Below are 23,770 nucleotides of genomic sequence, written 5' to 3'. Positions count from 1 at the left end.
CCAGCACGAAAGGGACAGCAATGACGCTCGACTCCACAATCCGCCCGGTGCCGTACGACCCCGCGCTCGAGCCGGGCCTCGCTGCGTTCCTCGAGCTGGTGGAAGGCATCCCGCTGCGGGCTGACACCATCCTCGCCAACCGCGCGCACTTCGCCACGATCATCCCGCCGATCGAGGCGCAGGTCGCCGGGCGCGCTGTCACGGCGGAGCATCGGGTCGTCCCCGGCCCTGATGGCGCGCCAGACGTGGAGATCACCATCGTCCGGCCGCAGCGGGCGTCCGCCGGACCGGCACAGGATGCGCCAGGCGTGCTGAGCATCCACGGAGGAGGGCAGGTGCTGGGCACGCGGTTCTTCGGCACGGGCGAGCTGATCGACCTGGCCGAGCAGTACGGCGCCGTCGGCGTCGCCGTCGAGTACCGGCTCTCCCCCGAGCACCCTGGCACGGCAGCCGGGGAGGACTGCTACGCCGCCCTCCTCTGGTTCGCGGCGAACGCGGCAGAGCTGGGCGTCGACCCTGCGCGCATCATCGTGTCCGGGGCGAGCGCGGGAGGCGGCCTGTCGGCCGCCGTCGCCCTGATGGCCAGGGACAGGGGTGGTCCCGTGCTCGCCGGGCAGCTCCTCAACTGCCCGATGCTCGACGACCGCAACGAGACCGTCTCCAGCCGCCAGTACGACGGCATCGGCGCCTGGGATCGCAACAACAACGACACGGCCTGGGATGCGATCCTCGGCTCCGACCGGTTCACCGACCGGGTGTCGCCGTACTCCGCGCCCGCTCGGGCAGCCGCCCTGTCCGGCCTGCCTCCCGCATACATCGAGGTCGGCGCCGCCGAGGTGTTCCGCGACGAGTCGATCGCGTACGCGCTCCGGATCTGGGCGGAGGGCGGCCAGGCGGAGCTCCACGTCTGGTCCGGCGCCTACCACGGCTTCTCCGGCTTCTCGCCGGACGCCATCGTGTCGAGAGCGGCCCTCGACGCCAGGGACAGCTGGCTGCGCCGCACGCTGCGCCTTCCAGCTTCGACACCGGTCGCGTGACCACGCCGTCGCCCGCCGCGCAGCAGACGGCGGTGATTCCGGTGATGAGCGTGCGCCGCAGCATCCTGGTGCTCGGCCTGCTCGAGGCGTTCGGGCCGCTGTCGATGGACCTCTATCTGCCGCAGCTGCCGCAGCTCGCCGCTTCTCTCGGCACCAGCGACGCGCTCGCCCAGGCGACCATGTCGGTCTGCATGATCGGCCTCGGCATCGGCCAGCTCGTCGCCGGGCCGCTCAGCGACCGGTACGGTCGACGCCGGCCGCTGCTGATCGGCGTCGCCCTGTTCACGCTGTTCTCCCTCGCCTGCGTGCTCGCCCCGAACATCCAGGTGCTGCTCGTCGCCCGGCTGCTGCAGGGGCTCGCAGGGTCGGCTGGGCTGGTGATCACGATGGCGGTCGCACGCGACATGTACAGCGGCGTCGACCTCTCGCGGATGCTGTCGCTGCTCGCAGTGGTCAGCGCATCCGCTCCGATCGTCGCGCCGGTCGTCGGGGGCACCCTCGCCCTGGTGATGGGCTGGCGCGGGATCTTCCTGGTGCTGACCGGCATCGGCCTCGCCCTGTTCGTCATCGCCCTCACCGGCCTGACGGAGTCGCTGCCGCCCGGGATGCGGCACAGCGGCGGTCTGCGGACCACGGCGACCCACCTGCGCGAACTGCTGCGCGACCGGCTGTTCGTCGTGATCGTGATCGCGGCCGCCGCCGGTGGAGCCGCGTTCTTCGCCTACCTGTCGATGTCGAGCTTCGTGCTGCAGGACCAGTACGGCCTCAGTCCGCAGTTCTTCAGCCTGTTCTTCGCCGTCAACGCACTCGCCAATCTGCTCGGCGCGCAGCTCAGCCGCCTGCTCGTCCGGCGAATCGGACCGGCGCGGATGTACCTCACCGGCCAGCTTGCGACAGCGGCGGCCGCTCTGCTGCTGCTCTGCTCCGTGCTGCTCGGCTGGGGGCTGCCCGGCATCCTCGCCTCGCTCGCGCTGTTCCTGTTCTCGGCCGGCGTCGGCGGACCGAACGGCACAACGCTCGCCCTCGGCTCCCACTCGGCGCGCGCGGGAACAGCGGCGGCGGTGCTCGGCACCGTCACGTTCACGGTCGGGCCGATCGTCGGGCCGTTCGCCTCGCTCGGCGGGTCGACGGCGATCGCGATGGCGCTCACTGTGGCCATCGCGGCCACCATCGCAGGGGTGCTCGCCTGGGCCGTCGTGCCGCGCCTGCTCCGCGCTCCCGCCACTCCTGTCTCTCCTGTCATTCCCCCGACAGAATGAACGCCGCCGCCTTCTCCCCGATCAGCACGCTCGGCGCGTTCGTGTTCCCGGTCGTCACCCGCGGCATGATCGACGCGTCGGCGACGCGCACGCCGTTCAGCCCGTGCACGCGCAGCCGCGGGCTCACCACGGCCTGCGCATCCACCCCCATCGCGCACGTCCCCACCTGGTGGTGGTACGTGACGGCGGTGGACCGCACGTAGTCGGCGAGGTCGTCGCCGTCGCCGATGTCGGGGCCAGGGTACAGCTCTGTCGCGCCCCAGGCGGCGAGCGCCGGGCGTCGGCCGATGCTGCGGCACTGCCGCACCGATGCGACCAGGGAGGCCACGTCGTCGGCGTGACCGAGTGCATCCAGATCGATCAGCAGCGGGTCGTGCGCGCCTGGGCCGGACAGGGTCACGCTGCCGCGCGCCTTCGGGGAGACGATCCCGGCCATCAGGCTGAACCCGTCCGCCGGTCCCGTCATGCCGTCCTGGTACATCGGCACGGAGAAGTGGATGGGCTGGGTGTCCGGCACGTCGAGGCCGGGGTCGGACTTCCAGAACAGGTGCGACTGGGTCACCGAGACGCCTTCCCTCGGTGCGCCGACCTCGCGCTCCGTCGTGAAGATCACCGGGGAGAGCAGGTGGTCGTGCAGGTTCTTCCCCACGCCCGGCAGGTCGACGACGGAGTCGATGCCGACGGCAGCGAGCTCGCCTGCGGGTCCGATGCCGGAGCGCAGCAGGATGCGCGGAGAGTCCAGCGCGCCGGCGCACAGCACGACCTCGTCGGCGCGCAGCTCCTGCACCTCGCCGTTCCGCTCGAACTCGACGCCGACCACGCGCGGGAGTCCGTCGTCCCCGTCCGCGATCAGGAGGCGGTGCACCCAGCATCCCGTGCGCACGTCGACGCGGTCGCGCGCCGGCTTGAGGTAGGCGAGGTAGGTGTTGAGCCTGCGTCCGTCTCGCACGGTGATCTGCTGCTGCGAGACGCCGTCGAGGTGATCGCCGTTGTAGTCCGGATTGCGCTCCAACCCCTCTTCGACCGCGGCGTCGACGATCGACTGCTGGATGGGGTCGAGAGGGTAGTCGTCTGTCACGTCGAGAAGCCCGTCGGCACCGCGCAGCTCGGATGCGCCACCGGAGGAGCGCTCGATCGCCCGGTAGACGGGGAGCACGTCGCTCCACGCCCAGCCGTCGTTGCCGAGCGACGCCCAGTGGTCGAAGTCGGCGGGGGCGCAGCGCACCCAGATCATCGCGTTGAGCGAGTGCGAGCCGCCGAGCACCTTGCCGCGCGGCAGGTGCAGCCTGCGGCCTGCCGCGTGCTCCTGCGGCACGGTGAAGTAGTCCCAGTCGTCCGCGCTGTGCCAGAGCTCGCCCATCCTGCTGGGGTCGTGGATGGCCGGGTTGGTGTCCTCCCCTCCCGCTTCGAGCACGGTCACGGCGACGCCGGCGTCTGCCAGGCGCCTGGCGACGACAGACCCGGCGGATCCCGCTCCGATGACGATCACGCTGCGAGCTGCCTGCGCGAACCGCTCCCGCTCCCGCTCCCGCTCCTGCGCGACCTGGCCGTGCGCATCCACTGTCTCCACCACGGTTCCTCTCCCTCGAGTCCTCCCGAGGGTCGCACGCCACGCGCACGCGGGGGAACGGCCCCCGGCCGACCATTCGCTCACCGACAACGCTCGTGCCGCACCGGTCAAGACACCGTGCGTCCGCCGCACGGATACTGCTTGCGTGGGCGTCCAGCTGCGGCGGCCACGCGTCTCGTCCGGCTACGCAAAGGAGCACGAAAGTGGCCACCAAACTGTTCATCGACGGCGAGTGGACGGAAGCGTCCGGCGGCGCCATCGCCACCGTCGACCCCGCAACGGAGCAGGTCATCGAGGAGGTCGGCACCGCATCCCGTGCCGACGTGGATGCGGCGGTCGCCTCCGCCCGCGCCGCCCTCGGAAAGGCCGAGTGGGCAGGGCTCCTGCCGATCCAGCGTGCGGCGCTGCTGTTCCGTCTCGCCGACCTGATCGACGAGCATCACGACGAGCTCGCCGCCCTGGAGACGCGCGACCAGGGCCAGCCGCTCGGCATCTCCAAAATGGTCAGCGTCACCGGAGCAGCAGAGCACTTCCGCTACTACGCCGGCTGGGTCACCAAGATCCAGGGCACCGTCAACCCTGTGTCGTTCCCCGACACCCTGCACTACACGCGCCGCGAGCCTGTCGGCGTGAACGCGCTGGTCACGCCGTGGAACTTCCCGCTGATGATCCTCGCCTGGAAGCTCGCCCCCGCACTCGCCACCGGCAACACCGTGGTCATCAAGCCCAGCGAGGTCACCCCGCTCACCAGCATCCGTCTGGTGGAGCTCTGTGCGGAGGCCGGCATCCCGAGCGGCGTGGTCAACCTGGTGACCGGTGACGGCGCGACCGGCGCGCTGCTCAGCGAGCACATGGATGTGGACCATCTGTCGTACACCGGCTCCACCGCCGTCGGCCGCATCATCACCCGCGCGAGCGCGGACTCCAACCTCAAGCGCCTCACGCTGGAGCTGGGAGGGAAGGCGCCGTCGATCATCGCGGCGGACGCCGACATCGACGCGGCGGTCGGAGGAAACATCGCCGGCAGCATCCTGAACTCCGGGCAGGTCTGCGCCGCGTACACGCGGTTCTACGTCGACAAGAAGCGCGAGGCGGAGTTCGTCGAGAAGCTCGCCGGCGGTGTCGCAGGGCTGCGGCTCGGCAATGGTATGGAGGAGGGCGTCGACCTCGGCCCGCTCGTCTCCGCCAAGCACCTCGGCCACGTGGAGCGCCTCGTGGAGGTCGGCAGGCAGCAGGGCGCGGAGCTTGTCACCGGAGGCGTCCGCGCCGACCGCGACGGCTACTTCTTCACTCCGACCGTGTTCGCCGGCGTCACCGACGAGATGACGATCATGCACGACGAGATCTTCGGTCCAGTGCTCTCGATCACCAGCTACGAGGACGAGGACGAGCTCGACGCGATCATCGCCCGCGCCAACGACACGGAGTACGGCCTGGCCGCGACGGTCTGGACCAAGGACATCGCCACCTCGCAGCGGCTCGCCAACGGCATCCGCGCCGGTGCGGTGTTCGTGAACATGCCGTCCATCCCCGACATGGCGGCGCCGTGGGGCGGCTACAAGGCGAGCGGCTGGGGCCGCGAGATGGGCCCGTGGGCGATCGACGCGTACACCGAGACCAAGTCGGTGTGGCTGCACTACTGACGAATGCAGTGAACCGAGCGGATGCAGGAACGGCCGCGACTCCGGAGGGGGTCGCGGCCGTTTCGCTGGGTGGGCTCACTCGTAGATGCGCGCGATCTCCCGCTCGATCGGCACGATGACCTCCGGGTTCTCGTCCGCCTTGTCGCCCGGCAGGTAGCGCACAGAACGCAGCGCGCCACCGAACGGGAAAGACCCGCGCTGCTCGTACACGTCCCAGTCGACAGGGCCGCCGCGATCGACGCCGACGCTGATGCCGGTGAACGGCGCCATGCCCACGAGCTGCAGGACCGGGCCGAGCGAGGCGACGCGCGCGCCGCCCGCTTCGACGCCGATCAGCCACCGGATGCCGGGCAGCGCCTCGAAGCGCAGCGTCACGTCCTGTCCGCCCAGGGCGACGAGCGGCACCGCGACCCTGTGCATCCTGCCGTACTCGTTGTATGCGAGCGTCAACGATCCGTCCGACACGCGCAGCACGTAACCGCCGCCCTGGTCGCCGTGGGCGACAAGGGTGCCCTCCCCCGACGCGAGGTCGGCGCGCACGACGACGTCGAAGCTGCGCAGCTTGGTGAGCTTGCTCGCGCGGAACCGCTCCAGCGTCGGCGTCCCTGGGTAGAGCGTCACCGGCCGCTCGAGCTCCAGCTCCGTCGACGGCCGCTGGGTGAACAGCGAGCCGTCGTCCCCGAGCGGGAACACCGTGTTCCACCAGCCCGCTGCACGCCACTGCTCGGCCAGCTCGGCGACTAGCTCTGGATGCGTCCCCGCCAGGTCCACACGCTCGGTGGGGTCGGCGTCGAGGTCGTAGAGCCGCCACTCGGCGTCGGTGAACGCATCGGCCCAGTGGTGGTCGGTGACGATCTTCCAGCGGCCGCTGACGAATGCGCGGTTGCCGGCGAACTCCGAGTACTGCTCGGTGCGCACCGCCGGCGCTGACGCATCCAGCAGCACGCTGTCGAACGGCACGCCGTCGACCTCCTTGGCGGTGAGACCCGCGCGGGAGGACAGCGGCGCGACCCCGGCGAGCGAGAGCAGGGTCTGACCGAGGTCGGTGACGTAGGTGTACTGGTCCCGCACACCGCTGTCTCCGGCAGCGCGCGGCAGCCCGGCCGGCCAGGAGACCACCAGGGGCACGCGGATGCCGCCCTCGTACGTCGCGCCCTTGTAAAGACGGAACGGCGTGTTCGACGCGTACGCCCATCCCGCCGGATAGTGCGCGAACACGCGCGGACCGCCGATCAGCTCCGGGTCGCGGTCCACGTCGCGCTCCCAGTCTGCCGGGAGCCCGGCGAGCTGCACGAACTGGCTGAAGTAGCTGCGGGTGCCTTCTGGGCCGCCCTCGCCCGTGCCTCCGTTGTCGGAGGCGACGACGACGATCGTGTTCTCGTACTCGCCCGACGCGCGCAGCGCATCCATCAGCCGCGCGAGATTCTGGTCGACGTTGTCGACCGCCGCGGCGTAGACCTCCATGTAGCGGGCGAACAGCGCGCGCTGCTCGTCGCTGAGCTCGTCCCACGCCGCCACGGGGGCGAGCGGCTCCTCGTTGCGCGGCGCTGGGACCGTGTGCGGCGGGAACAGCCCGTCGCGCACCTGCCTGGCGAACCGCTCCGACCGGATGTGGTCCCAGCCGCGCTCGTACGCGCCGCGATACGTCGCGATGTCTGCGGCCTTCGCCTGGATCGGGCCGTGCACGGCGTGGTGTGCGAAGTAGAGGAAGAACGGCTTGTCGCCGTCGTTGGCGCGCAGCCCTCGGATCATCCCGATGGCGCGGTCGGTGAGGTCGTCGGTCAGGTAGTAGTCGTCGGGGAACTCGTCGACTGTGACCGGGCTGTTGTCGCTCACCAGCCGGTGCGGGTGGAACAGCGTGGTGAAGCCGTCCATCGAGCCGTAGTAGCGATCGAAGCCGCGCTGCAGCGGCCAGGACGCCTTGTCCGCTCCGTCGTGCATCTTCGACTCCGTGGTCAGGTGCCACTTGCCGACCATGAAGGTGGCATATCCGGATGCGCGGAACGACTCGGCGATGGTCGGCACGTCGTCCGCGATCTCCATCACATAGCCGGGGAATCCGGGATCGGCGTGCACCACGGACGCGAACCCCGCGCGATGCGGGTTGAGCCCGGTGAGCAGCGCTGCGCGTGCAGGGGAACAGACCGGAGTGGAGTGGTAGTTCGTGAACCGGTAACCGGTCTCGGCGAGCTCCTGCACGGCCGGGGTGGCGATCTCGCTGCCGAACGGCGAGAGGTCGCTGAATCCGAGGTCGTCGAGCAGCACCACGATCACGTTCGGCGCGCCGTCTCTGGCACGCACGCGCGCCGGCCAGGACGGTGTGGATGCGCTCGCCGTCTCCGCGACGAAGCCGCCGAACCCCTCGTACCCTCTGCTCTCCCGCGGCGCCCCGTTGCCGGCGGCGGCGCTCACGCTGCCTGCTCGCGCAGTTTCAGCCAGGCAGCACGCCGAGCGGCCTGCCCAGCGGGGTCCGCCACCGGCGACGCCATCAGCAGGCGCTTGCTGTACGGGTGCTCAGGGTCGCGCGTGACCTGCTCGCCGTCGCCCGTCTCCACGATCTCCCCGCGGTACATCACGGCCACGCGGTGGCAGATCCTGCGCACCACCCCGAGGTCGTGCGAGACGAACAGGTAGGAAACCCCCGTGTCGCGCTGCAGCTCGATGAACAGGTCGATGATCGTCGCCTGCGTCGTGAGGTCGAGCGCGCTCACCGGCTCGTCGCAGACGATCAGCCGTGGTCGCCGCACCAGGGCGCGGGCGATGGCGATGCGCTGCCGCTGGCCGCCGGAGAACTCCTTCGGGTATCGGTCGATCACGGTCGAAGGGAGCTTCACTCTGTCGAGCATGTCGGCGACGGTGGTGCGCGCATCCCGTCGGCTCGTGCCCGCCGTCGCGAGCGGCTCTGCGAGGATGTCGCCGATCGTCATGGCCGGGTTGAGCGAGCCGTACGGGTCCTGGAAGACCACCTGGATGCTCGACGCGAGCGCCCGGCGCTTGGCGCCTTTCAGATGGGTGATTTCCTCCCCGTCGAACCGGATCGTGCCGCTGGTGACGGGAACGAGGCCGAGAATCGCCTTGCCGAGAGTGGACTTGCCGGAGCCGGACTCCCCCACCAGGCCGACGCACTCGCCTGCTCCCACCTCGATCGAGACCTCTTTCAGGGCGCGGAACGATCCGCGCCTGGTGCCGTAGTCGACCACGACGTTCTCGGCCGTGAGCAGGGGCGCCGGCTGCGGGAGGGTGTTCATGCGAGGACCGCCTTCCGCGGGTCGGTGGGTTCTGTCGGCTCGGCCAGGGGCGCGTCGAGCTGCGACCTGCTGGCCGCTCCGTCGAGGGAGGCGGCGATCAGCTCGGCCGTGTACGGGTCGGTCGGCTGCGAGAAGATCCTGTCGACCGTCCCGACCTCCACGATGCCGCCGTCGCGCATCACCACGACGCGGTCGCAGATGTCGGCGACGACGCCGAAGTTGTGGGTCACGATGACCAGGGCCATCCGGTACTCCTGCTGCAGTTCGCGCAGCAGCTCGAGCACTTCGGCCTGCACGGTGACGTCGAGCGCGGTCGTCGGCTCGTCGGCGACCAGCACCGACGGCTTGCCTGCGATGGCCCCGGCGATCAGCACGCGCTGGGCCATGCCGCCGGACAGCTGGTGCGGGTACGACTTCATCACCCTGGCAGGGTCGACGATGCCGACCTTCTCCAGCATCGCCAGGGCGCGCGCCTTCGCGTCCGCCTTGGACAGCTTGTGCACCGTGCGCAGCGGCTCGGTGAGCTGGAAGCCGATCGTGTACGACGGGTCCAGGTTCGACATCGGCTCCTGGGGGATGTACCCCACCTCGTGGCCGAGCAGCTTCTGCCGTTCCTTGTGCGGCATCCTGGTGACGTCTGCACCTCCGATCCACAGGGCATCAGCGGTGTATTCGCCGCCGGCGGGGAGCAGGTCGAGGATCGAGAAGACCGTCTGCGACTTGCCGGAGCCGGACTCGCCGACGATGCCGAGCACCTCGCCCGGCGCGACGTCGAGAGTGATGCCGTGCACCACCTCGACCGTCCCGCCGTCCGGCGTCGCGTAGTTCACGCGCAGGTTCTGGAGCTGCACCGCCGAGTCGGCCGACTTGTGCGCGATCGAGCCGGTGGAGGAGGTGACCGTCGACGGCTCGGCACCTGCGGCGGCCGCCCGCGCACGGGAGGTGCGCGCACCCTTCCTCCGCCTGCCGATCGGCGTCCGCACGCTCACCACGTCGGCGAGCGTCGAGCCGAGGATCGCCAGCGCCGCGATGGTGATGCCGAGCGCGAGCGACGGCCAGAGCAGCAGCAGGGGGTTGGTCAGCATGTTGCGGAAGCCCTCGTTCATCATCGCGCCCCAGCCGGGCGTCTTGGCCCCGCCGATGCCGAGGAACTGGAGGCCCGCCTGCATCCCCATCGCCATCCCGGCGGTCAGCGCGGTCTGGATGATCACGGGCGCGTACACCGCCTTCACGATGTGCTTGGCCATGATCCGCGCGTTGCCGAGGCCGGAGACCTTGGCGGCGTCCACGTACGGCTCGTTGCGCACGGCCAGCACAGTCGAGCGGGTGAGGCGGAAGTAGCCGGGCGCCATGAACACACCAAGCGTCGCCATCAGCACGGTGAAGTCGTTGCGCGTGCCGGCGGCGACGATGAGCAGGATGATCATGGCGGGGATGGCCTGCAGCGCGTCGCTCACCCAGGTGGCCGCCCTGTCGAAGAAGCGGCCGTAGTATCCGGCTGCCAGCCCGGCAGGCACGCCGACGACCACGGCGACCAGGATGGTCACGAACGCACCCCACAGGGTCGACTGCGTCCCCCAGATCAGGCGGCTCAGCACATCCCGGCCTGCGCTGTCCCCGCCCAGTGGATGCGCGGGGCTCGGCGGCGCCTTCGTCAGCGCGAGATCGACGAAGTTGGGGTCGTGCGGCGACAGCAGCGGGGCGAAGAACGCCACCAGCAGCACCAGCACGAGCACGGCGAGCGAGATCGCGCCTGCCGGTCGCTTGATGAAGCGGACGAACGTGGAGCCGCGGCGGCCTGCGCGCGGGTCGATGATCACTTCGGTCGGCGTCGTCATTGCACTCGCGCTTTCGGGTTGATCCAGCCGAGCGCCACGTCGAGGACGAAGTTCACGATCACCACGAAGATGACGGTGACCACGGTGATGCCGAGCAGGATGGGGATGTCGCCGTTCTGCGAGGAGCCGCTGGTGAGCGCTCCGATGCCGGGCAGGGAGAAGATCTGCTCCACCACGATCGCGCCGCCGAGCAGACCGACGAACATGAGGGCGAGCACGGTGAGGGATGCGGGGGCAGCGTTCCTGATCAGGTGCACGACGACGCGCGGCTGGGAGAGGCCGCGGCTGCGCAGGGTGCGCACGTAGTCCTGGTTGTTCGCGGAGATGATCGCATTGCGGAGCTGTTCGGCGATCATCACGATGGCGCCGAGCGAGAGCGCGATCGACGGGAGGGTGATCGAACGCAGCCAGCCGTCGAGACTCTGCGACGGCTGCACGTAGCCGACGGCGGGGAACCAGTGCAGGTTCACCGCGAACCAGATCACCAGCACCAGACTCACCCAGAAGCCTGGCAGAGCGAACAGGATCACCGACGCCGCCTTGATGACCTTGTCGAGGACGGAGCCGGGACGGAGGCCTGCCAGCACGCCGAACAGCGCACCGAACACGGCGGAGAGCAGCGTGGCCGCTGTCACCACGGAGAGGGTGACGGGCAGCTTGATCGCGATCTGGGCGTTCACCGGCTGGAAGTTGCGCCATGATGTGCCGAAGTCTCCGACGATCGCGTGTGATCCCCACTCCCAGAATTGCACGAGAAGCGGGCGGTCTGTGCCGATCTTCGCCGCGAGCGCTGCCTGCTGGGCCGGGGTCGCCGACGTGCCGAGGAGCCCGGCCGTCGGATCGCCGATGGCGGCGTGGGCGAGGAAGAACGTGCCTGTCGCCACGACGAGCAGGAGGATCACGCCGGAGACGAGCCTCTTGACCGTGAATCTGATCATGTCTTGTCCTGTCGGAGCCTGGGTGGAACGGGTGGGGTGGAACGGGGATGGCGGGCCGCGCTCGCGCGCGGCCCGCCTGGGGGTGCGTCAGCCCTTGACGGCGATCTGGCGCAGGGTCGGGAACATCATTCCTGTCACCGGGGTGATCTGGATGTTCGACGTGGAGACGTAGCTGTTGTTCGCCTGGTACCAGACGTCGAACCACGCCTTGCCTGTCACGAGGGTGTTCAGTTTCTCGATCTGGGCGGTCTGGTCGCTCGGGTCGGCGGAGAGGACCTTCTCGACCTGAGCCTGCACGTCCGGGAACTTGTCGACCTGCGGGGTCGGGTTGAACCACTGCGGCAGGTTGATCATGCGCTGCACCGTCGCGACCGGGTTCGAGTCCATCGCGAGGAAGGAGACGAACATCGGGTACGTCGGGGCGTTCTTCTGGTAGTCCATGTACTGCATGTCGTCCCAGGTGACCTTGATGCCGAGCTGACCGAAGGTCTGGTCGACGACGGGCTGCCAGACCTGGAAGACCTGCGACATCGGCATGTGCAGCTCGAAGCCGTTGGCGTATCCGGCGTCGGCGAGGAGCGACTTGGCCTTGTCGATGGAGAACGTGTACTTGCTGTTCAGGCTCTTCACGTTGCCAGGCGTGCCGTCGGGGAAGACCTGGTTCGACACGGCTCCGGCCCCGCTGCCGACCGACTTCAGGATGCTCGCACCATCGAACGCGTAGTTCAGCGCCTGGCGCACCTTCTCGTTGCCGAGCGGCTTGAACTTCTCACCAGCGCGATCGGTGAACTGCAGGCCGACCCAGCCGGACACCTTGGCCGCGACGTTCCAGTTGTTCTCCTTGGCCTGCTTGAGCGCGGTGTCGTCCGCGTAGTTCACGTTGATCTGACCGGAAGCCATCGCGTTGTCGCGGGCCGTCGCATCCTGGATCGGGTAGATCGCCAGCGGGTCGAACGGGAACTGCTTCGCGTCCCAGTGGTTCGCGACCTTCTTGAAGTGGTATTCGGAGCCGGCGACGCTCGACGACTCGAGCGTGTACGGGCCGGAGCCCTCCGGAGTCTTCGCGAGCGTACCTGCCGCGATGGCCTTGGGCGCCATCATCCAGCTGCGGCCGATGCCCATGAAGTAGAGGAGGGTGTCGTCGCGCTTGGTGAGGTCGATCTCCAGCGTCTTGTCGTCGACCGCCACGAACTTCGAGACGTTCTCGTACGCCTCGCCGGAGCGGGCGCCCTTCTTCAGGTAGTCGAGGCTCTTCACCGCTGCTGCCGCGTCGAACGCCTCTCCATCGCTGAACTTCACGCCGGTGCGGAGGGTCATGGTGACCTTCAGGAAGTCATCCGAGACCTTCCAGGAGGTGGCGAGGGCCGGGGTGGGCTTGCCGTCCCCGTCGACGCTGACCAGCGGGTCGTAGACCGCCGACAGGTACGGGCCGTCGAATCCGATGTCGGCGAGGGAAGGATCCCAGCTCGTCACATCGGCGAAGTTCCCGATGTTGAGCGGGCCGCCGGACGCGCCGGTCGTGGTCTTCGTGTCGCTTCCCCCGGAGCCGCACGCGGTCAACGCAAGCGCGGTCACGGCGGCGACAGCCACCGCGATCAATGCTTTCTTCATGTCTTCTTCTCTCGGTTGGCAGGGCAGGAGGTGGAACTTCAATCGCACGCTGCGCAGGCGTACGACACAGCAGTTACTGATCCGGTCGTCAACCGAGGTTGGCTACACATCGCTGTGTCGTGGCGGTAATTCTACAGTTGTTGACAAGAAAAACAACCTGTGGAGAAAAACGGGGTGAGACGAGCTTTTCACGACTCGGTCCGTCCGCGAAATCGCGAAGGTGTACGGGATGATATACGATTCCCCCATGGCTGCCCCTGCGGGCAGGACCTCCGACGACGAAGGGACCACCCGGTGCTCGAAGACTCGATCATCCACTCGATCGCGGACGAATTGGCCGCCGCAGAGCGCGACCGCGGAACCGTCCCCCTCCTCACCGCCCGCCATCCCCGCATGACCGTCGAGGACTCGTACGCGGTCCAGAACGTGTGGAAGGAACGCGGCATCGCGGCAGGCCGCCGCCTGGTCGGACACAAGATCGGCCTGACCTCCAAGGTGATGCAGCAGGCCACGGGGATCACGGAGCCCGACTACGGCGTGATCTTCGACGACATGGTGTTCGAGACCGGGTCCGTCATCCCGTTCGACGCGTACTCCAACGTGCGCATCGAGGTCGAGCTCGCCTTCGTGCTCGGCCAGCCGCTCAGCGGCCCGGACTGCACGCTCTACGACGTGCTCGACGCCACGAAGTACGTCGTGCCTGCGCTCGAGATCCTGAGCTCGCGCATCGAGATGCAGGGCCGCACGATCGTCGACACCATCTCCGACAACGCCGCGATGGGCGGCATGGTCGTCGGCGGCCGCCCTGTGGCGGTGGATGCGGTCGACCTGCGCTGGGTCTCCGCCCTGCTCTACCGCAACGAGACCATCGAGGAGTCCGGCGTCGCCGCCGCCGTGCTCGACCACCCGGCATCCGGGGTCGCCTGGCTTGCGAACAAGCTCGCCGCCCACGGCACGACCCTCGACGCCGGCGAGATCATCCTCGCCGGATCCTTCACCCGCCCGATGTGGGTGGAGCGCGGCGACACCGTCCACGCCGACTACGGAACCCTGGGAGCCATCACATGCCGATTCGTCTAGAGCCGACGCCCACCCTCGCCGACCGGCTGCGCACCGCATCCCGGCCCCAGTTCGGCATCTGGGCGTGCTCGGGAAGCGCGCTGGTCGCGGAGATCTGCGCGGGAGCCGGACTCGACATCGTCCTGATCGACGCTGAGCACTCGGCCAACGGGCTGGAGTCGATCCTCGCGCAGCTCCAGGCGGTCGCCGCGTACCCCGTGGCCCCACTGGTGCGGGCGCCGATCGGCGACACCGTGATCGTGAAGCAGCTCCTCGACATCGGGGCGCAGAACCTCCTCATCCCGATGGTCAACGACGCAGAGCAGGCGGCGGCCATGGTCTCGGCCGTGCGCTACCCGCCGGCCGGAGTGCGCGGCGTCGGCAGCTCGCTCGCCCGCTCCGCCCGCTGGAACAGGATCGACGACTACCTCGGCCGCGCCGACGGCCTCGTCTCGCTGTACGTGCAGATCGAGACCGTGGACGGGCTGGCCAACGTCGCCGAGATCGCCGCGGTCGACGGCGTCGACGGGCTGCTGGTCGGTCCGGCCGATCTCGCCGCATCCATGGGCCTGCTCGGTCAGCAGACGCACCAGGACGTGATCGCCGCCGTCGAGACGGCCATCGCGGCCGGCGTCGCGGCTGGCAAGCCGGTGGGCGTCAACGCGTTCGACCCGGCGGCGGCCGACCGCTACCTCGCCGCCGGCGCTGCGTGGGTACTGGTCGGAGCCGATGTCGCCCTGCTGGCTCGCGCCTCCGAGGCCCTGGCCGACCGGTACATCGGCGAGGGCTCCGATGCGATCCGCACCAGCTACTGACGGCCTCCCCCGCTGGACGGGCAGAGGCACTGGCGCAGCGATTCCAGATCGTATACAATCTCAGATACAGTCCCCGATGACGAGGAGAACCACCCCGTGAGCGACATCAGCCTTCCCGGCAAGATCATCGCCGTGCACCTGAACTACCGTTCCCGTGCAGCGCAGCGCGGTCGCACACCGGCCACGCCGTCCTATTTCCTCAAGCCCGCCTCCTCGATCGCCGCCTCGGGCTCGGAACTGGAACGCCCGGCAGGAACGGAACTGCTCGCATTCGAGGGCGAGATCGCCCTCATCATCGGCCGCCCGACCCGCCGCGTCTCGCCGGAGGACGGATGGGCCGCCGTCTCCGGCATCACCGCGGCCAACGACTTCGGCGTCTACGACCTCCGCGCCGCCGACAAAGGCTCCAACGTGCGTTCCAAGGGCGGAGACGGCTTCACGCCGCTCGGCCCTGGCATCATCCCCGCCTCCTCCGTCTCCCCCGACGCGCTCCGCGTGCGCACCTGGCTGAACGGCGAACTCGTGCAGGAGGGCACCACAGACGACCTGCTCTTCCCGTTCGGCCAGCTCGTCGCCGACCTCTCCCAGCTCCTCACACTGGAACCAGGCGACGTCATCCTCACCGGCACCCCCGCCGGCTCGTCGGTCACTCAGCCGGGCGACGTCGTCGAGGTCGAGGTGGATGCGCCGACCGCTCAGGATGCGCCGAGCACCGGCCGCCTCGTCACCCGCATCACGGCGGGCACCGTCCCGTTCGGCGACTTCGGCACCAAGCCGGCCGTCGACGATCTGCAGCGGTCCGAGGCATGGGGCGTGGCGGAGAGCACAGCAGCGCGGAGCGATGCCGCGACCCCAGCGCCGAGGGAGCCTGCGACCGAGGTCGGGAACGTGACCCCGCCGTTCGAGCTGACCGCCGAACTGCGCGACAAGCTCGCCGCCGTCTCCACCGCCACCCTCAGCTCGCAGTTGCGCACGCGCGGGCTGGACAACGTCTCGATCGACGGCCTCACCTCCACGAGGCCGGACGCCAAGCTGATCGGCCGCGCCAAGACCCTGCGCTACATCCCCAACCGCGAAGACCTGTTCGCGTCGCACGGCGGCGGCTACAACGTGCAGAAGCGCGCGTTCGACGCCCTCGGTCCCGGCGACGTGCTCGTCATCGAGGCCCGCGGCGAGCGCGGCAGCGGCACCGTCGGCGATGTCCTCGCGCTCCGCGCGCAGGTCACCGGTGCCGCGGGCATCGTCACGGACGGGGGCGTGCGCGACCTCGCGATCGTCGCAGCGCTCGACATCCCCACCTATCACGCCGGTGGTCACCCGGCCGTCCTCGGCCGAAAGCACGTGCCGTGGGATGCGGACATCACCGTCGCCTGCGGCGGTGCAGCCGTGCAGCCGGGAGACGTGATCGTCGGCGACGCGGACGGGCTGCTCGTCATCCCGACCGGGCTGGTCGAGGAGGTCGTGGCCGACGCGCTCGAACAGGAGCGCGAAGAGGAGTACATCGCCCAGCAGGTCGCTGCCGGCGAGCCGATCGAGGGGCTGTTCCCGATGAACGCCGAATGGAAGGACAGGTACCGCGCGTGGCTGACACAGCAGTAGGCGCCGTGAAGACGGCGACGCCGAGCAAGTCCCAGCTCGCGTACGACTGGATCAGGGCCAGGATCGACGACGGCAGATACGTCTCCGGCTTCCGGCTGGTGCTCGGGCAGATCGCCGGCGAGCTCGGCATCAGCGTCGTGCCCGTGCGCGAGGCCATCCGGCGGCTGGAGGCGGAGGGACTGGTGACGTTCGAGAAGAACGTCGGCGCTCAGGTCGCCCTGCTGCAGGACACCGAGTACACGTACACGATGGAGACGCTCGCCCTGGTCGAGGGCGCGGCGACCCAGCTCTCCGCTCCGCTGCTCACCGGAGACCACATCTACCGGGCCAGGGCGATCAACCGCGAGATGATCGCGTGCCTCGACGACTTCATCCCGCACCGGTTCACGCAGCTCAACCAGGAGTTCCACGCCGTGCTGTTCGAGGAGTGCCCGAACCCGCACATCCTGGACCTGGTGCACCGCGGCTGGAACCGGCTGCGGGTGCTGCGCGACTCCACCTTCGGCTTCGTCCCCGGCCGCGCCCGCGAGTCCGTCGAGGAGCACGAGCAGATCTTGCGGCTGATCGAGAACGGCGCAGAGCCGCTGGAGATCGAGCTGACCGCGCGCCGCCACCGCCTGGCCACGCTGGATGCGATCCATACGTACCAGGACGAGCACAAGCACCCGCACACCTGACTCCCACCGCATCACCTGCATCCACCGCATCACCGACCGCCGAAGGAGGCGCGCGTCCCATGGCGCAGCACTACATTCCGGAGAATCTTCCAGACAGGATCCAGCACTTCATCGACGGCCGGTTCGTCGACAGCGTCTCTGGCGCGACCTTCGACGTGCTCGACCCTGTGTCGAATCAGACATACGTCACCGCTGCCGCAGGGCAGAAGGAGGACATTGACCTCGCCGTCGCCGCCGCCACCCGCGCCTTCACGGACGGCCCGTGGCCGCGCATGAAGCCGCGCGAGCGCGCCCGCATCCTGAACCGCATCGCCGACGCCGTCGAAGCCCAGGATGCCCGCCTCGCCGAGCTGGAGACGTTCGACACCGGCCTCCCCATCACCCAGGCGCTCGGCCAGGCGCAGCGCGCAGCGGAGAACTTCCGGTTCTTCGCCGACCTGATCGTCGCCCAGTCGGACGACGCGTTCAAGGTGCCCGGTTCGCAGCTCAACTACGTGAACCGCAAGCCGATCGGCGTCGCCGGTCTGATCACGCCGTGGAACACGCCTTTCATGCTGGAGAGCTGGAAGCTCGCCCCCGCGCTCGCCTCCGGCTGCACGGTCGTGCTCAAGCCGGCCGAGTTCACGCCGCTGTCCGCGAGCCTGTGGGCGGAGATCTTCCGCGGCGCCGGGGTGCCGGACGGCGTGTTCAACCTCGTCAACGGCCTCGGAGAGGAAGCGGGAGACGCGCTCGTCAAGCACCCGGATGTCCCGCTCATCTCGTTCACCGGCGAGAGCCGCACCGGCCAGCTCATCTTCGGCAACGCCGCTCCGTACCTGAAGGGACTCTCGATGGAGCTCGGGGGCAAGTCCCCCGCCGTCGTCTTCGCCGACGCCGACCTGGACGCCGCCATCGACTCGACGCTGTTCGGCGTGTTCTCGCTGAACGGAGAGCGCTGCACGGCCGGCAGCCGCATCCTTGTCGAGCGCAGCATCTACGACGACTTCTGCGCCCGCTACGCCGCGCGCGCCGCGAAGATCGTGGTCGGCGACCCGCACGACCCGAAGACCGAGGTCGGCGCGCTCGTGCACCCTGAGCACTACGACAAGGTGATGAGCTACGTCGAGATCGGCAAGCAGGAGGGCCGTCTTCTCGCGGGGGGAGGCCGTCCGGAGGGCTTCGACACCGGCAACTACGTCGCGCCGACCGTGTTCGCCGATGTGGCCCCTGATGCGCGGATCTTCCAGGAGGAGATCTTCGGCCCGGTCGTCGCGATCACCCCGTTCGACAGCGACGAGGAGGCCCTGGAGCTCGCGAACGGCGTGCGCTACGGCCTCGCCGCGTACATCTGGACCAGCGATCTGAAGCGCGCCCACACCTTCGCCCAGAACATCGAGGCGGGAATGGTGTGGCTGAACTCGCACAACGTCCGAGACCTGCGCACCCCATTCGGCGGCGTGAAGGCGTCCGGTCTCGGCCACGAGGGCGGCTACCGCTCGATCGACTTCTACACCGACCAGCAGGCCGTGCACATCACCCTCGGCCAGGTGCACACGGCCCGTTTCGGCGCCAACTGACTCACACCCCCTCAACGAAGAGAAAGCGAAACACCCCGATGACCACCACCGCCATCCCCACCCCGAAGGCGACCCCGCCGGACATCGTCCGCTGCGCGTACATGGAACTCGTCGTCACCGATCTGCAGGCCAGTCGCGACTTCTACGTCGACGTGCTCGACCTGGTCGTGACCGAGGAGGACGAGAACGCCGTCTACCTGCGCAGCTTCGAGGAGTTCATCCACCACAACCTGGTGCTGCGCAAGGGCCCCGTCGCCGCCGTCGCCGCGTTCGCATACCGCGTCCGCACCCCGGAAGACCTGGACCGCGCCGTCGAGTTCTACACCGAGCTCGGCTGCCGCGTCGAGCGCAACGCCTCAGGGTTCACGAAGGGCATCGGCGACAGCGTGCGCGTCGAGGACCCGCTCGGCTTCCCGTACGAGTTCTTCTACGACGTGCAGCACGTCGAGCGCCTCGCCTGGCGCTACGATCTCTACACGCCCGGCGCGCTCGTCCGCCTCGACCACTTCAACCAGGTGACCCCCGACGTGCCGCGCGCCGTCAAGTACATGGAGGACCTCGGCTTCCGCGTGACGGAGGACATCCAGGACGAGGAGGGCACCACGTACGCCGCGTGGATGCGCCGCAAGCCCACCGTGCACGACACCGCCATGACAGGCGGCGACGGCCCGCGGATGCACCACGTCGCCTTCGCGACGCACGAGAAGCACAACATCATCGCCATCTGCGACAAGCTCGGCGCCCTGCGCCGCAGCGACGCGATCGAGCGCGGTCCAGGCCGCCACGGCGTCTCCAACGCGTTCTACCTGTACCTCCGCGACCCGGACGGCCACCGCGTCGAGATCTACACGCAGGACTACTACACCGGCGACCCTGACAATCCCGTCGTCACCTGGGACGTCCACGACAACCAGCGCCGCGACTGGTGGGGCAACCCCGTCGTGCCGTCCTGGTACACCGACGCATCGCCGGTGCTCGACCTCGACGGCAACCTTCAGCCGCTGACCGCCCGCACCGACGACTCCGAGATGGAGGTCACCATCGGCGCAGACGGCTTCTCGTACACCCGCAAGAGCGAAGACTCCGAGGAAAAGGGCTTCAAGCTGGGAGCCCAGGTCTAGCCGCTCCCTCCCCCCCTCTCCTCCCCCTCCCCCAAAACAATCGAGTCCGGACTTGTTCACCCCTGACACCGGCGTGTCGCGTGAACAAGTCCGGACTCGATTGCTGTTCGGCTTCGGCCGAGCGGCTAGAAGGTCTCCACGTACTCCTCGGAGGGGCCCAGTTCCGGCTCCGCCCTGAACTCGACAGTGGCGCCGGAGTGCTCGAGTTCGAGCACCGTCACCGTGTTCTCCCCTTGCGACAGCAGCGGCGCAGGGACGTAGAGCGTGACCTGCGGCCCGATCTCCCAGTACCGCCCGAGCAGGAAGCCGTTCACCCAGACGAAGCCCTTGCCGAAGCCGGGGAGCGCGAGGAACGCGTCCGCCGGCTCATCCCCGCCGAGGACGAAGCGCGCTGTCGAGAACCCGGCGGCAGCCGCATCCCGCGCAGGCGCAGCCGCCGAGAAGCCAGCGAGCTCGCCCGGCGTCCACTCGTCCAGCGGCAGAGGACGCGCGACCCAGCCGTGCACCAGCCTGCGGCCGATCTGCACGCCCCCGAGAATGCCCTTCCCCTGACCGAGCAGCGGGCCGTAGTTGATGCGTCCCTGGTTCTCGACCAGGAGCTGCAGCAGGACGGGGACGCCGGAGCCTGTCACCTGGACGGAGCCGTCATGGTCCAGCGTCCCCCGCAGCACGCCGTCCACGAACACCTGCGCGCGGTCGTGCAGTCCGCTGACCGTGATCGTGTTCTCGCCGCGCGGCAGCCGAGGCGTCGCACTGTAGAGCACCAGCCCCGATGCGATGCCCAGCTCCTCGAAGCTCGGCGGCGCCGCGTGCACCGCTGTCGCCGGCGCGGATGCGAGCGCCGCCAGCAGCCCGCTGCCCGCGACCACCTGCACGGCTCTCGGAGCCAGGATGCGCGGATCGGCCGGAACGGGCGGAAGCGCCGCGTCCGCACCATCGCCGCCGCGCACTGCGGCGAACCGTTCCCGGAACGCGAGGAACTTCTGCGTCACCGCGCCGTGCTCCGCGACCGGCGCATCCGAGTCGTAGCTCGTGATCGTGGGCTGCAGCCGCCCGTCGTGGTTGGCGCCGGCCCAGAGCCCGAAGTTGGTCCCGCCGTGCGCCATGTAGATGCTCACCGAGCCGCCCGCATCCAGGATCTCGTCCAGCGTCGCGTCTGCGCTCAGCACCGTTCGCACGTGGTGCAGCTCGCCCCAGTGGTCGAACCAGCCGTTCCAGAACTCGGCGCAGAGGAAGGGCTCCCCCTCGCGCCGGGTTCGCAGCAGCTCCGACGCTTCCCTGGCCTTCGATCCGAACGTCGCCGTCGCGAGCACCCCGGGGATGCTCCCCCCGTCGAGCATGAGGTCGGTCGGGCCGTCCGCCGTGTACAGCAGCTCTGTCATTCCACGCTCGACCAGCGCGTCGCGCAGCCAGCTCAGGTATGCGGCATCGTCGCCGTAGCTGCCGTACTCGTTCTCCACCTGCACGGCCACGATCGGCCCGCCGTTCGACGCCTGCAGCGCGGCCAACCGCGGGATGAGGTCGTCGAACCAGGTGGACACGGCGGACAGGAACGCCGGCTCAGAGCTGCGCGCGCGCATCCCGACCCGTCCGGTGAGCCACGCCGGCAGTCCCCCGTTGTCCCACTCGGCGCAGATGTACGGCCCGGGCCGCACGATCACGTCGAGACCGACGTCCCCCGCGAGCCGGACGAACGCCTCCAGATCGCGCCAGCCGTCGAACGAGGCGGCGCGCTCCTCGTGCCGCTGGTGGAAGTTCCACGCCACGTACGTGTCGACCGTGTTGAGCCCGAGGGCGACCAGCCGCTCCAACCGGTCGCGCCACTGCTCGGGATGCACGCGGAAGTAGTGCATCGAGCCGGACAGCACGCGGTGCGGCTCTCCCCCGCGCAGCAGCGCGCCGTCCTGGTAGCTCAGCAGCGCTGTGCTGGTCGCGACCGTCACTTGACAGCTCCCGCCGTCATGCCTGCGCGCCAGAACCGCTGCAGCGCGAGGAACGCGACGATGAGAGGCACGACAGAGACCAGCGAGCCGATCACCACGAGGGGCGGCGGCACAGCGACGTGGCTGGCGTTCCAGCCGACCAGGCCAACGGTCACGGGCTGCATGTGGTCGTCGCCGAGCACCATCGCGGGAAGCAGGTAGTTGTTCCAGATGTCGACGAACTGGAACAGGAAGATGGTCACCAGGGCGGGCAGCATCATCTTGGTGGAGATGGCGCGGAAGATGCGGAACTCGCTCGCGCCGTCGAGCCGTCCTGCCTCGATCACCTCGTCCGGCACGGACTGCGCCGCGAACACGCGCGCCAGGTAGACGCCGAACGGGCTGACGATGCTGGGCAGCAGCACGGCGAGCGGATTGTTGATCAGGTGCACGCCGGAGAACATCAGGTACAGCGGCAGCGTGAACAGGATCTTCGGCACGAGCACGGCGGCGAGGATCACGCCGAACGCCGCTCCCCTGCCGGGGAAGTCGTACTTCGCCAGCGCGTACCCGCCCATCGCGGAGAGCACGGTGCCGATCGCTGCGCCGAGCCCGCAGTAGACGAGGCTGTTGAGCATCCACTGCCAGAAGATGCCGTCGTTCTGGGCGGTGAGCCTGGCCAGGTTGTCGAACAGGCCGAACCCGTCGAACCAGAGGCCGCTGCCGGAGAACTGCTCGCCGAACGGCTTGGTCGCCGCGACGAGGAGCCACCAGAGCGGGAAGAGGAAGTAGATCGTGGAGACGGCGAGGAGCACCATCACGACCGTGCGGCTGAGCGGCGAGGTGTCCCTCCTGCTCCGGATTCCGCGGGGGCTGATGGCGGTCACGCCTTCTCTCCTTTGCTGGTGAGGCGGAAGAACACGAACGAGATCACGCCGACGAGCACCGCGAGGATGACCGACTGCGCCGCCGCGTACGGATAGTTGCCCGCCCCGACGGCGGCCTGTGCCGACATGATCGGGGTGAACGTCGACGACACAGAGCCGCCGGAGATGGGCTGCAGCACGGTCGGCTCGTTGTAGAGCTGTGCTGAGCCGATGATCGAGAAGACCGCCGTGAGCACGATCGCGCTGCGCACCATCGGGATCTTCACGCTCCACGCCGTGCGGAACGCGGACGCCCCGTCGAGCTTCGCCGCCTCCAGCACCTCGGCAGGGATCGACTGCAGGGCGGCGTAGATGATGATCATGTTGTAGCCGGTCCAGCTCCAGGTGACGATGTTCGCCACCGACCACAGCACCGTCCCGTCGTCGAAGAAGGGCAGGTGGATGCCCAGCGGCTCGAGCAGGTGGTTGATCGGGCTGGAGGTGGTCGAGTACATGAACGACCAGACCAGAGCGGCACTCACGCCGGGGATCGCGTACGGCAGGAAGCTCGACAGCCGGAAGAAGCCCTTGCCGCGCGCGGACTTCGAGTCGATCAGGAGCGCGAGCGCCAGCGCGAGGCCGAGCATCAGCGGGACCTGCACGACGCCGAACAGCGCCACCCGGCCGAGCGACGCCACGAAATCGGGGTCGGCGAACGCGTGCGCGTAGTTCGCGAACGGGTCGAAAACCTGGGTCGGCGCGGTGAGCCCGAGGCCGGAACGCTTGACCGTGAACAGGCTGCTCACGAACGCGTAGACGATCGGGGCGATGTACATCGCCAGGAACAGCACGGCGAACGGCCCGAGGAACAGCAGAGGAGACCGCCAGTCGAACGACCGGCGCACGCGCGCCATGGTCTTTCGCCTCCTGCCGCCGTCCGGCGGGGTCGCGGTGGTCGCCCGATGCTCGGCGACGGCCAGGTCGGTCACGTTTCCTTCTCTCCGCACACGG

General features: G+C 69.2%; 18 protein-coding genes. 9 read left to right on the top strand and 9 right to left on the bottom strand.

Going from position 1 to position 23,770, the window contains the following annotated elements:
- Positions 1–20: 20 nt before the first annotated feature.
- On the top strand, positions 21–1,037 hold the full coding sequence (locus ASE16_RS05255) for an alpha/beta hydrolase (RefSeq protein ID WP_055891845.1): 1,017 nt from the start codon (positions 21–23) through the stop codon (positions 1,035–1,037).
- On the top strand, positions 1,034–2,296 hold the full coding sequence (locus tag ASE16_RS05250; protein WP_235500378.1) for a multidrug effflux MFS transporter: 1,263 nt from the start codon (positions 1,034–1,036) through the stop codon (positions 2,294–2,296). The genes ASE16_RS05255 and ASE16_RS05250 overlap by 4 nt, the downstream gene beginning before the upstream one ends.
- Here ASE16_RS05250 and ASE16_RS05245 read toward each other — a convergent pair.
- On the bottom strand, positions 2,277–3,785 hold the full coding sequence (locus ASE16_RS05245; RefSeq protein WP_055894289.1) for a GMC family oxidoreductase: 1,509 nt from the start codon (positions 3,783–3,785) through the stop codon (positions 2,277–2,279). The genes ASE16_RS05250 and ASE16_RS05245 overlap by 20 nt on opposite strands.
- A gap of 284 nt (positions 3,786–4,069) precedes the next feature.
- On the opposite strand from ASE16_RS05245, the gene ASE16_RS05240 reads away from it, so the two are divergent.
- Positions 4,070–5,509, top strand: coding sequence for an aldehyde dehydrogenase family protein (locus ASE16_RS05240; RefSeq protein ID WP_055891842.1), 1,440 nt, complete (start codon positions 4,070–4,072; stop codon positions 5,507–5,509).
- A gap of 75 nt (positions 5,510–5,584) precedes the next feature.
- Here the strand turns inward: ASE16_RS05240 and ASE16_RS05235 are convergent, their stop codons facing one another.
- From ASE16_RS05235 to ASE16_RS05215, 5 genes are all read right to left on the bottom strand, one after another.
- Entirely contained in the window at positions 5,585–7,921 is a 2,337-nt protein-coding gene (locus ASE16_RS05235; RefSeq protein ID WP_055891840.1) for an arylsulfatase, read from the bottom strand.
- Positions 7,918–8,757, bottom strand: coding sequence for an ATP-binding cassette domain-containing protein (locus ASE16_RS05230; RefSeq protein WP_055891836.1), 840 nt, complete (start codon positions 8,755–8,757; stop codon positions 7,918–7,920). The genes ASE16_RS05235 and ASE16_RS05230 overlap by 4 nt, the downstream gene beginning before the upstream one ends.
- A complete protein-coding gene (locus ASE16_RS05225; RefSeq protein ID WP_055891832.1) occupies positions 8,754–10,595 on the bottom strand; it encodes a dipeptide/oligopeptide/nickel ABC transporter permease/ATP-binding protein in 1,842 nt (613 codons plus the stop codon). The genes ASE16_RS05230 and ASE16_RS05225 overlap by 4 nt, the downstream gene beginning before the upstream one ends.
- A complete protein-coding gene (locus ASE16_RS05220) occupies positions 10,592–11,533 on the bottom strand; it encodes an ABC transporter permease (RefSeq protein ID WP_055891829.1) in 942 nt (313 codons plus the stop codon). Before ASE16_RS05220 ends, ASE16_RS05225 begins: the two co-directional genes overlap by 4 nt.
- Positions 11,534–11,620: 87 nt before the next feature.
- Positions 11,621–13,144 carry an ABC transporter substrate-binding protein gene (locus tag ASE16_RS05215; RefSeq protein WP_055891825.1) on the bottom strand — a complete coding sequence of 508 codons (1,524 nt, stop codon included), beginning with the start codon at positions 13,142–13,144 and terminating at the stop codon, positions 11,621–11,623.
- A gap of 294 nt (positions 13,145–13,438) precedes the next feature.
- On the opposite strand from ASE16_RS05215, the gene hpaH reads away from it, so the two are divergent.
- The 6 genes from hpaH (at position 13,439) to hpaD (ending at position 19,971) form a co-directional block, all read left to right on the top strand.
- Positions 13,439–14,224, top strand: coding sequence for a 2-oxo-hept-4-ene-1,7-dioate hydratase (hpaH, locus tag ASE16_RS05210; protein ID WP_055891824.1), 786 nt, complete (start codon positions 13,439–13,441; stop codon positions 14,222–14,224).
- Positions 14,209–15,018: an HpcH/HpaI aldolase family protein gene (locus tag ASE16_RS05205; RefSeq protein WP_055891821.1), complete on the top strand. Its 810-nt coding sequence runs from the start codon at positions 14,209–14,211 to the stop codon at positions 15,016–15,018. The genes hpaH and ASE16_RS05205 overlap by 16 nt, the downstream gene beginning before the upstream one ends.
- Positions 15,019–15,114: 96 nt before the next feature.
- The gene (locus tag ASE16_RS05200) at positions 15,115–16,617 is read left to right on the top strand and encodes a fumarylacetoacetate hydrolase family protein (protein ID WP_055891818.1); all 1,503 of its coding nucleotides are present in this window, start codon (positions 15,115–15,117) and stop codon (positions 16,615–16,617) included.
- Complete coding sequence (locus tag ASE16_RS05195; protein WP_235500377.1) at positions 16,599–17,294, top strand: GntR family transcriptional regulator; 696 nt, start codon at positions 16,599–16,601, stop codon at positions 17,292–17,294. Before ASE16_RS05200 ends, ASE16_RS05195 begins: the two co-directional genes overlap by 19 nt.
- 59 nt (positions 17,295–17,353) lie before the next feature.
- Positions 17,354–18,850, top strand: a complete 1,497-nt coding sequence (gene hpaE / locus ASE16_RS05190) for a 5-carboxymethyl-2-hydroxymuconate semialdehyde dehydrogenase (RefSeq protein ID WP_055891810.1) — start codon at positions 17,354–17,356, stop codon at positions 18,848–18,850.
- A 38-nt stretch (positions 18,851–18,888) separates the two neighbouring features.
- On the top strand, positions 18,889–19,971 hold the full coding sequence (hpaD, locus tag ASE16_RS05185; RefSeq protein WP_157480161.1) for a 3,4-dihydroxyphenylacetate 2,3-dioxygenase: 1,083 nt from the start codon (positions 18,889–18,891) through the stop codon (positions 19,969–19,971).
- Positions 19,972–20,096: 125 nt separating this feature from the next.
- Here hpaD and ASE16_RS05180 read toward each other — a convergent pair whose 3' ends face one another.
- The 3 genes from ASE16_RS05180 to ASE16_RS05170 are packed head-to-tail and all read right to left on the bottom strand — an operon-like array spanning position 20,097 to position 23,748.
- A complete protein-coding gene (locus tag ASE16_RS05180) occupies positions 20,097–21,914 on the bottom strand; it encodes a glycoside hydrolase family 35 protein (RefSeq protein ID WP_055891806.1) in 1,818 nt (605 codons plus the stop codon).
- Entirely contained in the window at positions 21,911–22,780 is an 870-nt protein-coding gene (locus ASE16_RS05175; protein WP_235500376.1) for a carbohydrate ABC transporter permease, read from the bottom strand. The genes ASE16_RS05180 and ASE16_RS05175 overlap by 4 nt, the downstream gene beginning before the upstream one ends.
- Positions 22,777–23,748: a carbohydrate ABC transporter permease gene (locus ASE16_RS05170; RefSeq protein WP_235500375.1), complete on the bottom strand. Its 972-nt coding sequence runs from the start codon at positions 23,746–23,748 to the stop codon at positions 22,777–22,779. The genes ASE16_RS05175 and ASE16_RS05170 overlap by 4 nt, the downstream gene beginning before the upstream one ends.
- Positions 23,749–23,770 lie beyond the last annotated feature (22 nt).

The sequence above is a fragment of the Leifsonia sp. Root227 genome (genome assembly GCF_001428745.1).
Classification (GTDB): Bacteria; Actinomycetota; Actinomycetes; order Actinomycetales; family Microbacteriaceae; genus Leifsonia.
Note: the sequence above shows the minus strand (reverse complement) of the source record. Positions and strands in the feature narration are given on the sequence as shown.

Excerpts from the sequence above, each read along its gene's own strand:
- ASE16_RS05255 (WP_055891845.1), top strand. The coding sequence starts at position 21 with ATGACGCTCGACTCCACAATCCGCCCGGTGCCGTACGACCCCGCGCTC.
- ASE16_RS05230 (WP_055891836.1), bottom strand. The coding sequence starts at position 8,757 with ATGAACACCCTCCCGCAGCCGGCGCCCCTGCTCACGGCCGAGAACGTC.
- ASE16_RS05225 (WP_055891832.1), bottom strand. The coding sequence starts at position 10,595 with ATGACGACGCCGACCGAAGTGATCATCGACCCGCGCGCAGGCCGCCGC.
- ASE16_RS05220 (WP_055891829.1), bottom strand. The coding sequence starts at position 11,533 with ATGATCAGATTCACGGTCAAGAGGCTCGTCTCCGGCGTGATCCTCCTG.
- ASE16_RS05215 (WP_055891825.1), bottom strand. The coding sequence starts at position 13,144 with ATGAAGAAAGCATTGATCGCGGTGGCTGTCGCCGCCGTGACCGCGCTT.
- ASE16_RS05205 (WP_055891821.1), top strand. The coding sequence starts at position 14,209 with ATGCCGATTCGTCTAGAGCCGACGCCCACCCTCGCCGACCGGCTGCGC.
- hpaE (WP_055891810.1), top strand. The coding sequence starts at position 17,354 with ATGGCGCAGCACTACATTCCGGAGAATCTTCCAGACAGGATCCAGCAC.
- hpaD (WP_157480161.1), top strand. The coding sequence starts at position 18,889 with ATGACCACCACCGCCATCCCCACCCCGAAGGCGACCCCGCCGGACATC.